Genomic DNA, 14,425 nt, shown 5'->3' with positions numbered 1-14,425 from the left:
TGAAAAATAGCCGCAAGCACAGCAAACTCTTGAGGTAAACCAAGTGCAAGAGCAGAGACAGAAATATGTAGCAGTAGGGAGTAGCGCGGAAGCTGTGTTGGCAACAGATGTATTTGGGGAAACTACTAGGTCAAGGAATAACAAAAAAGACTACAAAGACAAAAGAGGCTTGAAAAAGCTCTAATCTGATCAGCTTAAGTACCCTGAGTACTAAGTTTAAGGCAAGCATGATATTTGGTACTTGATATTTTCTACCAATGTTTAAATTCTATGAGTATAGTTGAAGCAAGAATATACTAAGTTTATATTTTTGATTTCCTCTCTTACGTATTGCATTGAAGGATAGATACTGAGCTTTGAGCATAAGAGAGGATCAAACAAATATAATTTTTGTATATATTGTTACTAGCACTTCCACTATCTTACTTAAGCTTTTTCAAGCCTTTGTACTGAGTCCGATTTAGTGTATTACCAAGTATTAAACACATCATGGAAAATTATACTTCTCATTCTCAATTTTCAAATTCTAATCGTAGTAATAACTCTATTACTCCATTACCTCAAATTCAGCCTGTTCGCTGGGCTGAAGAACAAGAAGACGATTGGAACTTACAAGAATTTCTGAGTGTTTTACGGCGGCGATCGCTAATCTTGGCAGGTGTAACTATTGGTGTTTTTACAATTGTAGTTACGAACTTGGCACTAAACCGGAAGCCCCCAGAATATGAAGGCGCTTTCCAACTGTTGGTGGAACCTGTAAATGATGAAAGCAAATCTGTGGATGTTGTCAAAGACTTTAACTTACAGAAGTCTAGTTTAGATTATGAAAGCCAAATTCAGGTTCTGAAGAGTCCGGAATTGATGAGAACAACTATTACAGATTTGCAAGCCTCCTATCCAGAAATAGATTATTATTCTATTCTCAAATCTCTGAAAATTAATCGGTTAGGAGAAACCAAAATTATAGAAGTTCGTTATCAAAGTAGCAATCCAAAGCAGACTCAAGTTGTACTAGAGCGAATTGCAGCTAATTACTTAGACTATAGTCAAAAAAAGAGACAAACCAAGTTACGTCAAGGGGTTCAGTTTGTTGAAAAACAACTGCCATTTATACAGAATCGGGTAGATCAAATCCAAAAAGATTTGCAATATTTTCGACAAAAGCATAATTTTAATGATCCAGAAAGCCAAGAAAGCCAAATTGGTTTACTAACTGTTGAGTTATCTCAACAAAAACAAGTAATTGATCTACAATTAGCTCAAGCTCGGGCCAACTTTGCTATTTTACAAGGAGAAAATGGAGTAATAGCAACGCTGAATAATTCTCCTTTGTATCAGCAGATGGTTTCTCAAATCCGCCAATTTGATGTTCAGATTGCTATAGAATCAACTCGTTTTCAAGACGATAACCCAATCATCCAAGCACTGAAAGAAAAACGAGCTAATCTTTTACCTTTGCTACGTCAAGAAGAAAAGCAATTATTAGCTGTAAAGTTTGCAGAAGTATCAACGCAGCTTCAAGGGTTAGAAGTACAAAGCCAAGAAGTTGCCAAAATAGAACAGAAAATTGCACAAAAACGCAAACAACTGCCAGTTTTAGCACGACAGTATATTGATTTACAGCGGAAATTACAAATTGCTAATGAGAGCTTAAATCGGTTTCTATCAACCCACGAAAATCTTCAAATTGAAATATCCCAATCAGCTCTTGGCTGGCAATTACTCCAGGCACCAACCACCACAGATATTCCTCTTGATGCTTTTTCTACCCAACGGAATTTGATGCTGGGATTAGTTGCAAGTATACTCTCAGGAATTGGTATTGTCTTATTAATAGAAAAGCTAGATACTACTTACCATAGTATTGATGAATTGAAAAGAAAGGTAAAACAGCCATTTTTAGGAAATATTCCTTTTGGAGAAGAAGTTAAAATAAAGCAAAGACGACGTACTTCTAAGGAAAAGCTTTCCTTCGTAAATATACAAAATTTCTTTTCTAAGCATGTTACTAGTTTGAATATCTTACCACATAGGGAATATGGAGACTATTCTAGAAACTTTTTAGAAGCCTTGCGGGTACTTTATACAAACATTCAACTTCTCAGTTCCGATCGCCCGGTTCGCTCTATAATTATCAGTTCAGCTATGCCTGGTGATGGAAAGTCTACGGTTGCGATGAATCTAGCTCAAATAGCTGCGACAATGGGACAACGAGTCCTACTTGTAGATGCTGATCTTCGTAAACCTGTAATTCACGACCTAGCAAATTTAAATAATCTATGGGGATTAAGTAATCTAATTTCTACAAACTTGCCAGTGGAAGAAGTAATTCGACAACTACCTTCCATGAAAAAATTATCTGTAATAACCGCTGGACCAGTACCACCAGATCCCGCAAAGTTGCTCTCATCTGAAAAGATGAAGCAATTGATGGCAGATTTACATAACAGGTTTGACTTAGTAATTTATGATGCCCCCCCATTGGTGGGATTAGCTGATGCCAGCATCATAGCACCTCACACTGATGGGCTTTTGATGGTAGTCAGGATTCACAAAACAAATTCTTCAATGATCAAAATGGCTTTAGATAACCTGAAAACTGCTCGGTTGAATATATTAGGCGTAGTTAGTAATGCTAAAAAGAATAACTCCAATAGCCTCAATAGTTATTATGAATGAAGCATGAAGCCAGCAGTCAGATTTTAACCGACAACCTTCAGCTATTCATAACCGTTCAGGATATTGAGCCGAGATACAGGTAAGGGACTTCCAACAAATAAAATACCCAATTAATTACTCAGAATAATAATCATTGTACAAAGCGAGGAGTCAGGGATTTTGACGGCATCCTTGACTCCCCTTTCTCTGATGAATTCAATGATTTAAGGTTCAAATTTTTGGATATCTCAGAGTGCCGATTAAATTAACTGACTCGTTCTCAAGTCTGGTTAAAGAAACAGCAACTCAATTGAAGAGTGTAGCAAAACGGCGTTTTCTCTTCTCTAACTGTAATCGGATTGACAACTGCTGGCTCAAAAAGAATTAGGGTGGGGTAAAAAACTATCCGTAAAGAAATTAAAGAATTTACTAGCGGTATTATTTCTCTAGATACAGCAGATTGCGACTTAGTGAGGTACAGATAATCGTAGGGGCACAACATGTTATACTCCTACCCATGTACTTCATTTACTGAAATACGCTGTAATCATCAAACGCGAGAGCCTAATAAGGCAAAAAAAATTTACCAAGCCTTTTAAAAGATATTAAAAAGTTAGTGGATTGCCTAAGTAAAATCGCTCCAACTTTTAAAAACCAAAGACTATATAAATCAATACGGTTCAGTTAAGAAGAATCGTAGGTTGGGTTTCACTTCGTACCCCTACGGGGAAGCAAGCTACAACCCAACCTACACCAGTCTTATTTTTTAGCCTTAACTGAACTGTATTGCTATATAAATAGGACTTACGCAAAACTATACGCTGTAGTGGCAATACCCTGTGCATTGGTGTCAACTTAAGCAAAAACCCTTTAAAACCTCGTTTACAGCCAGAGGCGAATCCTCTGAATTTAACCAGAGGATTTTTATTGCACCACTAATAACTTTAGTCTCATCATGCTTAACTTTTATTTAGAACAGCCCTTAATTGCTTAAGCAGCTTGCCAACTTCTAAAAATTGTGGGTTTTTTCCCAGTTTCCGGAGAACTTCAGGATTACTTTCCATGACAATATTGTTGTAAGCAGTAATAGCAGCGTTTAGCTTATTGATATTTACAATTGCTGGTTCTGTTTTATCAAAAATAGTTGTATATGTTGCTGAACATTTAGTGTTAGTAGCTAGTATTGGCTTTTCTTTATTTACATCAGTTTTAGCTCTAGCCATACCCCATAAAGCACTAACAAGCGATTTTGACGATGAGGGTGAAGCTCCTAAACTAAGCATACAACTATGTATCTGGCTAGCTGCTTCTTCTGGATTTTGCCCATCTTGCAAGACAACTGCAATAATAACATCTGGTGTATTTGTGTTTCCAATTTGGCTCAATATATTACTAGCAGTTTCATTCAAATTATTTTGAATTTCTATTGAGGTACCAATGCCATTATTATTAAACTCCACATTTACCCCAGGTGCAGGTTCAACAGGCGGCTGTGCATTTCCTGGATTAAAATTATCCCCAGATGAGGAGGAAGAATCTTCACTGCCGCCTGTTATGTTACCAGTACCAGCATTTACTCTCATTGGCGCACCCATTAGATAAGTGAAAACAGTCAATGCTAGAGCAAAATTGAAAAAAATTGGTTGTTTCTTCATTGTTCTTATTGTTGATTAAATTTCAATATAACTTAGGATTTAAAACCTAAAACTGTACCCTGCACTCAACGCAAAACCTAAGCCAGTATCCAAATTACTAGTAACATCTGTGAAAATAGTATTGATGACTATAGGGGTGTTGTTGAAGGGAGCAAAAGATGCACCCATATTGAGACGGTTTCCAGTCCAGCTACTTACTAAGGATACTTGAGGTATCACTCTCAAACCCAAACTAGCAAAAACATTAACAGAATTATCACCTGCTTCTATTGCACCTTTAGAACGAAAAACACCACTACCAAGACCTACCGAAATAGTTAAAGGTAACTTGTTATTAAGACTCTCTGGTTGCAGGGCAAATGACTTAGTAACTACTCCATAGATAGTATCTTTAGCGTTGGTAACATCTCCCCATTTAATAGGATTTGACCAACCCACGGCTACAGCTGTACCATCACCCAAGTATCTGTGTAGCTTCAAACCTATACCGCCACTATCACCAAAATCAAAACTGTCACCACCGCCTACACTAGTAATATTGGCATTAACTTCCAATCCTACAGATTTAACCGCATCTCCTAAACCAAAACCAACAGACAAAGAACCATCTACCCTATCTCTACCCTCATCTAAAGGGAAAAGTAAACCACCACCAATATAGGCTTGGCCAAAACTTGCACCATAGGCAGAAGGAGTACCCGCAGTTGAACCAGGGGCGGCTTTAGGCGGTTCACCTAACGTCACTATAGGATCAATTAAAAGTTCTTGGCGTAATTTATTAGTCTCGCCAAAAGTATCGCCCAAAATTTCTGAAGAGTCTGTTTGTACAAACAATTTAGGTTGTTTTTGCTTCAATACATTAGTTTGCTCTTTTAAATGCAAATCAGCATTAATAGTTTGAGAAACAAATAACTGTTTCTCTACATTACCATTGGCTTTTAAGCTTTCTTTAGATTTAAGCAAAAAACTGTCTACAGAAAAAGAATTGCTAAATGCTCCAGACTGAACGTTAGCAGTAAAAGTATCACGAATTCTTCCAGCCTCTGATTCAGCAACGGTGTTACTTTTTTTAGATGCCGAAATCCTTTGCCACAAGCTGATATTTTGCTGTGAATTAAGTTCAGATACCAGAGAAGATCCTTTCCGGATTTGAGACGCACTCAACTTAACTTGTTGATTTTCAGAAACGATATTATCCGCAGCAACTGCCGAGTTGCTAGAAATAGCTGTCAATAGTAGAAGAAAAGCTATCACGATTGTCCCGAAGTCCCAGTAAGCATAATTAATACTAATAAATTGATAAGTATTATTACCTTGGATAATTTTTTGTATTTTTTTCATCAAAATATTCCTTCTGTAAAACTATTTACGGAAATACAACAGTAATGTATACGCAAAATCTACTAATTTAAAATAGTAATATTACGGATATGTAGGAAATTAAGCTAGTGGATCAGCAAAGGGCAGGATATTCAGTTAGGACTTATACCATATCCGCTTGATTATTTACTAAATCCGGAGAATTCCAACCCATCCCGCCAACGCTACGCTTTGTCTCTCCTCACCGCTTGCCTACGGTATACACGCAAATCGGAAATAGTAATCTGTCAAGGAATAATTGACGAGTACATTCTCTCTCAAGACGGCGATTTATCGCGTCTCTCTAACGTGTCAGTCTTTTAGACGCGATAAATAGCGTCTCTACATGAGGTGTTTCTGGCTTATTCCAAGCTTAGTGGGAGATTCCGAACTTGAACTGTATCGGCAATATAAGCATATCTGAAGCAGCGATCGCAGAAACAATCGTTTCATAGTTCTGTTGAAGCAATAACTTGCCAAGGTTCAACTTGATGGCAATTTCCCAAAGACTGCCGATGCTGAGATAAACGATATCTGCGGTATCGATGATCATCTAGAAGGGATTTTATTTTTCTATGGCTTCGGTTTCAAACTGCACTTGGCGGTACAAATCAGCGATGGCTATTTCTACATCCACCGATTCCAGCCGCAATATATCGCCCAAATTATACTCCGACAGCACCCATTTACCCTGTTCGTTGCGCCGAAAGACTTCTACAACTGGTTGAGCTACTTGTACTAAGACATATTCTTGCAAGGTTGGAGATTGGCGATATTTGGCAAACTTTTTCCCCCTATCGGCTGCTTCTGTTGAAGGTGATAGCACTTCGATAATTAAACAGGGAAATTGTACCAATTGTGGATCAGTATCTCGCTCATCGCAAGTTACCACCACATCTGGATAAAAATATTTTTGCCCTGGTTCTACCTGCACCTTTACATCTACAATGTATACTTCACAAGAGCGATTGGCTAAGGCATCATCTAAGAGCTTTGAGAAATTGAGAGTGGAGTAACTATCAGATCAGGGTAAACTCCGAGCAGTTTATTAATTTCAATGTCTACTTGCTTCTTGAAATACAGATAGTTATATCCAAATAAAACTTGCCAAAAGGATTTAGTATCATTCCATAGAGAAGTGAGATATTCAGTTACTTGTCTAAGGGTTAAATCATTTTCGTATATATGCCTCGCTACAATTGACAAATTACACTTTTTACGTTCACTAAACGCAATAAATTCTGGCTCCATCTGTTTTTGAGCGTAGAAACGTAGAATGTTCTCAACATCAGCATCTCTATAACCAAGTAGAAATGAATGATCGGGAAAATAAAGTTCTTTTGTGAGTTGCAGCAGATATTTAAGTTCTTCCTCAGTTAATATCTCTCTATTTTCGATATCAACGCTCTTAAATACAGTCTCTAAATCATTGACAAAACTATCATAAGCCTCTTCAGTATCATTATATAGAAGTACATCATAGTTTCTAGATACAGGTTCATCTGATTCAGAAGGTTCAAGAATAGAGAAACAATAAATTCCAACGGGAACTCGTCTCAAAAAGTCTAATTTTTCCCAGTCAGTAGTATCGATAGAATCATCCATCATGCGGGTAAATTCTTCAATCTTTTCAATAGAGATAAGTCGAGCAATTCTCTTCATTGTCTCGATATCTTTATCGCGGAATTCCCCCTCTTCTTCAATCAACTTCTCAGGATTGACCCAGTTAATCTTGTCCTCCCAATTGTCAATAAAGCTTACAACATAAGCTTTTTCTGTACCACCTGCCTTCTGCCCACGTAAGGCTCTACCTATCATCTGTGTCATTAGAATCGTAGAAGTAGTTGGACGAGTCAGAAAAACAGTTTGAATATTGGGTAAATCGGTTCCCTCTGTTAACATCTCTACATTAATGAGTACTTCAAGCTCTCCTCTTCTAAATCGCTTGATTTTCTCACCATTTTCTTTTACAGAAACTGTAGCTCCTGTATTTGTATCTGATATTTTTGACGCTACAAAATCAGAGTTAATCCCTCGTTTTTGAAATAAGCTATTTAATGCGATCGCGTGTTGAATATCAACTGCAAAAACTAATAGTGGTTTATACTTGTCTTGATGATCGACGTAGTGATCAACAATCCCTTTATTACGGATATTAGACATTGCGATCCTTTCGGCTACCTTTTTGGGCAGCTTATCAAAATTCTCGATCGATTTGATGTCTTTATCGGTCAATTCTCGATAAAAATCTAGTTTTGTTTCTAAGTTCTCGAAAATTGGTTCAGCAAGAATTCCTCTAGTAATAAGTGTTCTTAAGTGTTCTGAAAAGATAATGTCGTCAGGAAAGACTTTTTTAAGTAGACCTTGTTCACCTTTATCTGTTCTGAATGGAGTCGCTGTCAACCCCAACATTTTAAAACTATCTGCCTTGCCTCTATCTTCAAAGTTTTTCTTGATGTCTTTAATTAGTTTTCGATAAGTTTTTGCTGTTGCATGATGTGCTTCATCAACTACCAAGAGAACTGCATCAGAATGTTTAACCCAATTGTCGAGAAGATAGTTTAATCCACTATTGAGACTATCTTTACTAGCAATAATAATATCGTCAGTTCGTTGAATATTAACAGGATGATCATGTTTAGGATGACCGGAAATCACACGATATCTAAACTTTTCGACATTATTGAGCAATGAAGGATCGGCACTAAATTTCAACGTCTCAAAGGCTTGGTCAAGTAACTCATGCCGATGAGCAATCCACAAAACTTTTTTTCGCTTATCGATAAAGTTACGTAGTAACCAATTAATCGCTATCAAAGTTTTTCCGCCACCCGTAGGCAAAACTAGTAAGCCTTCAAATGGAGACTTGTTTTTTTGATCCAGTGCTTTGATTGCCTCATTCTGGTGAGCGTAAAGTTCTCTAGGATTTTTACCTGCATTAACTTGGATCTGACCTGAATACTCAACTTCAACTGTTTGCATAGTAGTGGAAAGCAAAGATAATTATGGATTTGGGCTTTGTTCAATTGCTCACAACCTTGCAGCACCCTTAATCACAGTGTTCCCGATTTCAAGGCAATCAATAACAATCTCAGTGCAATTGCCCTACGCATAACGTCAAGGGAGATAAATACTAGACAATCTCCAGAAATTAAATATGCGTTACCTAGAACCCTTATAGAGACGTAGCAGTGCTACGTCTCTTTTTCGGAGATGTCTACTTGATACCAATAGATAAGCTTTCGGCTGCGCCGCCTCATCTGGGCACATCTACGCATCTTCATCGCTAGTTTCGGTTTCAAACTGCACTTAACGGTACAAATCAGCGTAAGGGTAGCCCTTCGTAGACATCGCTATTTCCACATTCACCGAATTACTATCCTAACTAAGCACTAATGCTCTAGCATTTTATCTCGTAGATGTTTTGTGACGATCGCCTCCTAGATTTTTCGCAACAATTCCCGAATAGCGATCGCACAATCAGGGAAAGCTAAAGGTGAAATTGTCACATCCTCTGCAAGTATGCTCTCACTGTGATATCCGTCTGGACTAGGGAGACGATACATATACAACTTGCGCCCATTCACATCTAAAATCCAGTACTCAATAATACCTGACTTAGAGTATGCGATCGCTTTTACTTCTCGATCATATTTGAGACTGGAATCAGCTATTTCAATCAGTAAAAACACTTCGGATGCATTGGGATGGTGATCCTCATAATCTAATGGATTCAGCTTCACCACTGAAATATCTGGTTCTGGTTCCGAATAATCATCAAGTTGCACTGGTGACTGGATTCTTAATAAAACTTTGTCCCCCAAACGTTGACGTAATAACCTTTCTGTGCGGGTAATCGCTGATTCGTGAGCAGTACCTTTTGCTGACATTCTGATAATTTGTCCCGCGATTAATTCTAAGCGTTCTTCAGGATGCAAAATCCCCGTTTCCGCCATTTGGTGATATTCTTGAACACTAATTAGGCGAATATTGGTAAGCATAAGATTCACGTTAACTTCCTAGCATTTTATCCCGCAGATGTTTAATGCGATCGCGCAATTTTGCCGCCTCTTCAAATTCCAGTTTCTTCGCCGCCTCTTTCATCTGCGCTTCTAACACAGTAATCAACCCTGGAATCTGCTCTAATGGCAGTTCATCTAGATGTTCATCTACAACTTTCAAGTCAGTTGCATTTAACCGCCGAGATACATCCAAAAAAGCCAAAATCGCATTACTTGATTTTTTGACAATTGGTTGTGGTGTAATCCCATGCAGTCGATTATGTGCTGTCTGAATACCACGCCGTCTATCTGTTTCATCAATAGCTTTAATCATGCTACCTGTCATATTATCGGCATACAAAATCGCCTGTCCCTGGATGTGACGCGCGGCTCTACCAATAGTTTGAATTAAGGAACGCTCGGTTCGTAAGAAACCTTCTTTATCTGCATCCATAATTGCTACTAAGGAAACTTCGGGTAAATCTAACCCTTCCCGCAGCAAGTTCACACCAACCAATACATCAAATTTCCCCTCGCGCAAGTTCTGCAAAATCTCAATGCGCTCAATAGAAGTAATCTCGGAATGTAAATACCTTACCCTTATACCGTGGTCTTGCAAATATTCGGTTAAATCTTCCGCCATCCGTTTAGTTAATGTGGTAATTAACACTCGTTCATGGCGATCGGCTCTATCTTTAATTTCCCCCAACAAATCATCAATTTGCCCTTCTGTGGGACGCACAGAAATTTCTGGATCAACCACTCCAGTTGGTCGTATTACTTGCTCGACTACATGATCTTCAGAAACTTCTATTTCCCAACTTCCCGGAGTTGCTGAAACAAAAATACACTGATTCACCTTTTCCCAGAATTCTTCTGCTTTCAAAGGACGGTTATCAGCAGCGCTAGGAAGACGAAATCCATGTTCAATTAAAACTTTTTTTCTAGCTTGATCGCCGTTATACATCCCACGAATTTGTGGCACTGTAACGTGAGATTCATCAATAATTAGTAGCCAATCTTTGGGAAAATAATCAATTAAACATTCTGGTGATTCTCCAGCTTGTCTTCCTGCTAAGTGACGGGAATAATTTTCAACGCCGTTGCAGTAACCTACCTCGCGCAGCATTTCTAGGTCATAGCGTGTACGTTGATCTATGCGTTGCGCTTCTAATAGTTTTCCAGCTTGCTCTAAGTCTAATTTTTGCTGTTTTAACTCGGCGGCGATGTCGTGACAAGCTCCTTCTAACCGTTCTTCTGGCGTGACAAAGTGACGCGCAGGGTAGACATTTACGGCTTCCAAACTTTTGAGAATTTCACCTGTAACCGGGTCAATATAACGAATCGCGTCTATTTCATCACCAAAGAATTCTACACGAATAATCCGGTCTTCATAAGCTGGGCCAATTTCTAAGACATCGCCTCGGACGCGAAATTTTCCCCGGCCCATTTCTATGTCGTTGCGGCTATATTGAACATTTGCCAAATCTCGTAAAATTTGGCGTTGATTTACTTCCATACCTATCTGAAGGGGGATGGCAGCTTTCAGATATTCTGCTGGCATTCCTAAACCGTAGATGCAACTGATGGAAGCAACAACAATGACATCACGGCGTTCAAAAAGCGATCGCGTCGCTGAATGCCGCAACATATCTATTTCATCATTAATCGCTGCCGTTTTTTCAATATAAGTATCGGTAACAGGAATATACGCTTCTGGCTGATAATAATCGTAGTAACTAACAAAATACTCAACTGCGTTGTTGGGAAAGAAATCTCGCAACTCGTTACAAAGCTGGGCAGCCAGGGTTTTATTATGCGCCAGAACTAAAGTAGGCTTGCCAATTTTCTCAATAACTGCTGCTACCGAAAATGTCTTACCAGTTCCAGTGGCTCCTAGTAAAGTTTGGTAACGATTACCAGCTTGGATACTAGCAGTAAGTTGTGCGATCGCTTGTGGTTGATCGCCTGTCGGACTAAAGGGAGCTTGAAGACAAAATTCTGTCATACAGTTTTGCTGGAAATACCCTATCTCATGGTGACGATTCCGCCCTGTATCCATTCTAGCGGGGTTATTAGAGCAAATAAATAGTAATAATATTTTACAAAACTTATTAATTTAAATTTACTTATGTATCAGTTTTAAAGATTCTTATATCTATATGAGGTTGTTTAAGGTTAAACTCTAAAGTATATGGGAAAAAATTTCATCTTTCCTTAATTATTGTAAAATTCAATTAACAAACCAGAGGTTTTCGTTTATGACTATTAGTAACGCTGGCAAAGCAACCAGTTCTCGGCAAAAGTCTGTCAAGTCTCCAGGGGAAGCAACAGAGGAAGTTGAAAATCAACAAGACCAGAGCTTGAATGCTGATAAAGTCGATGAAGTTAATGAACTGCCAGTGGGAGCTTCTGGAACACTCGCCATTTCTGGAATCCGTCCTATAGGGGCTAGCGACTTAGAAGTTGCTGAACACCTCTCAATTGCTGGGGTGCGTCCCGTTAGCACCAGTACATTAGAAGTAGTTGAAACTTATAACTCAATGGGCATTCGTCCAATTGGTGCTAATACATTCCAAGTTGTTGAAAGTATAAATCTTTCTGGGATTCGTCCAATTGGCTCAAGTTTATTGGTAATTGATGAAAGCTATTCCACCTTCGGTAATCGTCCAATAGCATCAAATGAGATTGACAACTCTGAAAGTTTGATGGGTTTTCTAGATTAGACAGAAAATATCTCCATAACTTTATTAACCCAGTTCCATACAGGAACTGGGTTTATTTAGCTATCTAGTTAAAAGTAGAGATTACCATATTTGCACTTGTTCTATGTCTTTTAGCATAGGTAATTCAGCCGTTCTTACTTTAGTTGAGATTCAAACAATAGCCAGGATGCTTACTCTAACTACTATTCTTAATTTTTAATTTTTAATTTTTAATTTTTAATTGTTTAATATGCCTTGTGGTGGAAGGCTTTAGCAAAAACTTTAAGCTAGTCTGTAAAGGTAATAACAAAGGATTTCAAAGTTAGTTTATAGCTTTGAAATAAACTTTTCATAAAATCAGGAGTTCAAAATGAGCTTAGAAGAACGGGCTAAAGCAACTGCTAAAAATATTGAAGGTAAAGCTCAAGAAGCCGCAGCAGAAGTTACTGGAGATCCAAAAGATAAAGCTGAAGGCAAAGCAAAACAAGCTGAAAGCGAAGTACGTCACGGCATTGAAGACGTAAAAGATAATGTAAAGAAAAAGATTGACTAATAATTCAAGTTTTTTGCAGAAACTCTAGGGATATTCATGGGGTGGATTCCGTTTTTGCAAAAAGTTATGAAGTATTCAAGATTCAACGCTATACCCTTTTCTTCTCCTATTAGCAAGCGTGGAAATTTAAAGAAATAGCTTGAGTGTCAGAGTTTTTTGTAGAGACGTAATTTATTACGTCTCTGCATTAAAAAAGAAATGTATTACAAGTTTATAGGGATAACCCCTATAAATTCCAACTTTATAAATGCAAGCAATTAGTTTGAATATAAAACCTCTTCTATCTGTTGTTTAAAGTGTTTTGTCAGGAGGAAAAAAATGATTCTGCTTCAACAAGGTCGCAAAATATTGGCGACTTTCTTTTTAATCGGAGTACTGATGATAACTACCGCCTGTGGTGGTGGTGCAGTGTCACAACTTGACCGTCCAACTACTCCCTCTGCAATTGGCAGAGATGTAACTTATGCAGAGTTAGAGCGAGGCAATACCCCAGGAGGAGAAACCTTTGGTAACTGGGTTGTGCAAGCATCTCAAGGATTAGTTCAGGACGCTTTTGTTCGTGATAACAATAAATTAGGCGTTGTGATTTCCCCTAAAGTTCGTCCGAACGAAGTGCGACCATTAGCAAAATCTTTAGTTCAAGGTTTTCATAAAAACTTCCCTAAACAAGACTTAAAAGTTTTGATTTACGCACCTGATAAGCAATTGATTTTAACTACTGAATATGACAATCAAACTAATCAAGTTAAATATACTTAATTGCTGTATTTGCAATGAAAACTTGAAGAGAGTTTGAGGAATTTGGATTTGGAATTATAGCTTGGGAATACCAGATATCTAAAAAGTTTGATGAAAAAAGGAGATAAGTAAAGTGGCAACCAGTGAAGATTACAAGCGTCAAATAATGAAAGATTTGGCTAAAGGTGATGTTGAATCTCTGGATGATACTACAGCCGAATCAACGGCGGAATATCAAAATTTTGATGATTTTGCTCAACGGACAACACCAGATCAACGTCGCCACTTATTTGGTAAATCTTTACATCCAGATCGGATTCCAACCAGCCAAATGGAGCCAGAATTACAACAGGCGATCGCACAAATTAAACCCAATGAACGGGATGATGTAGCAAGAGCCTTTTTCAAACACTTGAAGGAAAGAAAACTAGACGAAAAGCATCTAGAGCAACAGTTGGGGCTTTCTACACACCACCCCAGCCGCATGAGTGCTGATGATGTTAGCAAACTAGCGTCCTTTGTGTATCATAACCACCCCGACATTTTCCGCGAAGTGCTGGCGGAGCAACCAGGCATTATCAAGTTTCTTAGTAATCCTGTAGTAGCAGGCATTATCGGAATTGCGGCGGCTAAGTGGTTGGGTGGCCGCAAGTAACTTCTGGATTTTGAGTTTGGAGGATGAGTAAAAGATTAGGTGGGTATCAATACTTTTCGGTTAAGCATTTTTAACTCGGAATCGGGTTTGGGGTAAAGGGT

At 38.3% G+C, this 14,425-nt stretch carries 11 protein-coding genes and 1 pseudogene; 5 read left to right on the top strand and 7 right to left on the bottom strand.

Annotation, left to right across the window (positions count from 1 at the left end; translation table 11 throughout):
* The first annotated feature begins 489 nt into the window (after positions 1-489).
* The gene (locus tag VB740_RS24575) at positions 490-2,679 is read left to right on the top strand and encodes a GumC family protein (protein WP_323202494.1); all 2,190 of its coding nucleotides are present in this window, start codon (positions 490-492) and stop codon (positions 2,677-2,679) included.
* 938 nt (positions 2,680-3,617) lie between these two features.
* On the opposite strand, the gene VB740_RS24570 is transcribed toward VB740_RS24575, so the two are convergent.
* From VB740_RS24570 to uvrB, 7 genes and pseudogenes are all read right to left on the bottom strand, one after another.
* A complete protein-coding gene (locus VB740_RS24570) occupies positions 3,618-4,313 on the bottom strand; it encodes a hypothetical protein (RefSeq protein WP_323202493.1) in 696 nt (231 codons plus the stop codon).
* Positions 4,314-4,352: 39 nt separating this feature from the next.
* The gene (locus VB740_RS24565) at positions 4,353-5,654 is read right to left on the bottom strand and encodes a hypothetical protein (protein WP_323202492.1); all 1,302 of its coding nucleotides are present in this window, start codon (positions 5,652-5,654) and stop codon (positions 4,353-4,355) included.
* A 391-nt stretch (positions 5,655-6,045) separates the two neighbouring features.
* A complete protein-coding gene (locus tag VB740_RS24560) occupies positions 6,046-6,225 on the bottom strand; it encodes a hypothetical protein (RefSeq protein ID WP_323202491.1) in 180 nt (59 codons plus the stop codon).
* A gap of 12 nt (positions 6,226-6,237) precedes the next feature.
* Positions 6,238-6,675: pseudogene (locus tag VB740_RS24555) on the bottom strand (Uma2 family endonuclease); the annotation flags it as partial.
* Entirely contained in the window at positions 6,657-8,654 is a 1,998-nt protein-coding gene (locus VB740_RS24550; protein ID WP_323202490.1) for a DEAD/DEAH box helicase, read from the bottom strand. The gene VB740_RS24550 and the pseudogene VB740_RS24555, both read right to left, overlap by 19 nt.
* A 458-nt stretch (positions 8,655-9,112) precedes the next feature.
* On the bottom strand, positions 9,113-9,673 hold the full coding sequence (locus tag VB740_RS24545; protein ID WP_323202489.1) for a Uma2 family endonuclease: 561 nt from the start codon (positions 9,671-9,673) through the stop codon (positions 9,113-9,115).
* Between the two features lie 10 nt (positions 9,674-9,683).
* Complete coding sequence (gene uvrB / locus VB740_RS24540) at positions 9,684-11,681, bottom strand: excinuclease ABC subunit UvrB (protein ID WP_323202488.1); 1,998 nt, start codon at positions 11,679-11,681, stop codon at positions 9,684-9,686.
* Between the two features lie 253 nt (positions 11,682-11,934).
* Here uvrB and VB740_RS24535 point away from each other — a divergent pair, with 253 nt between their 5' ends.
* The 4 genes from VB740_RS24535 to VB740_RS24520 all read left to right on the top strand — a co-directional run bounded on the left by VB740_RS24535 (position 11,935) and on the right by VB740_RS24520 (position 14,324).
* The gene (locus tag VB740_RS24535; RefSeq protein WP_323202487.1) at positions 11,935-12,399 is read left to right on the top strand and encodes a hypothetical protein; all 465 of its coding nucleotides are present in this window, start codon (positions 11,935-11,937) and stop codon (positions 12,397-12,399) included.
* Between the two features lie 349 nt (positions 12,400-12,748).
* On the top strand, positions 12,749-12,931 hold the full coding sequence (locus tag VB740_RS24530; protein ID WP_190912166.1) for a CsbD family protein: 183 nt from the start codon (positions 12,749-12,751) through the stop codon (positions 12,929-12,931).
* A gap of 318 nt (positions 12,932-13,249) precedes the next feature.
* Complete coding sequence (locus tag VB740_RS24525) at positions 13,250-13,690, top strand: hypothetical protein (RefSeq protein WP_323202486.1); 441 nt, start codon at positions 13,250-13,252, stop codon at positions 13,688-13,690.
* A 112-nt stretch (positions 13,691-13,802) separates the two neighbouring features.
* Positions 13,803-14,324, top strand: a complete 522-nt coding sequence (locus tag VB740_RS24520) for a hypothetical protein (protein ID WP_323202485.1) — start codon at positions 13,803-13,805, stop codon at positions 14,322-14,324.
* Positions 14,325-14,425: the final 101 nt, after the last annotated feature.

It is taken from the genome of Nostoc sp. UHCC 0251, assembly GCF_034932245.1.
Lineage (GTDB): Bacteria > Cyanobacteriota > Cyanobacteriia > Cyanobacteriales > Nostocaceae > Nostoc.
The sequence above is the reverse complement of the archived record's forward strand: the minus strand, read 5'-3'. Positions and strand labels throughout refer to the sequence as shown.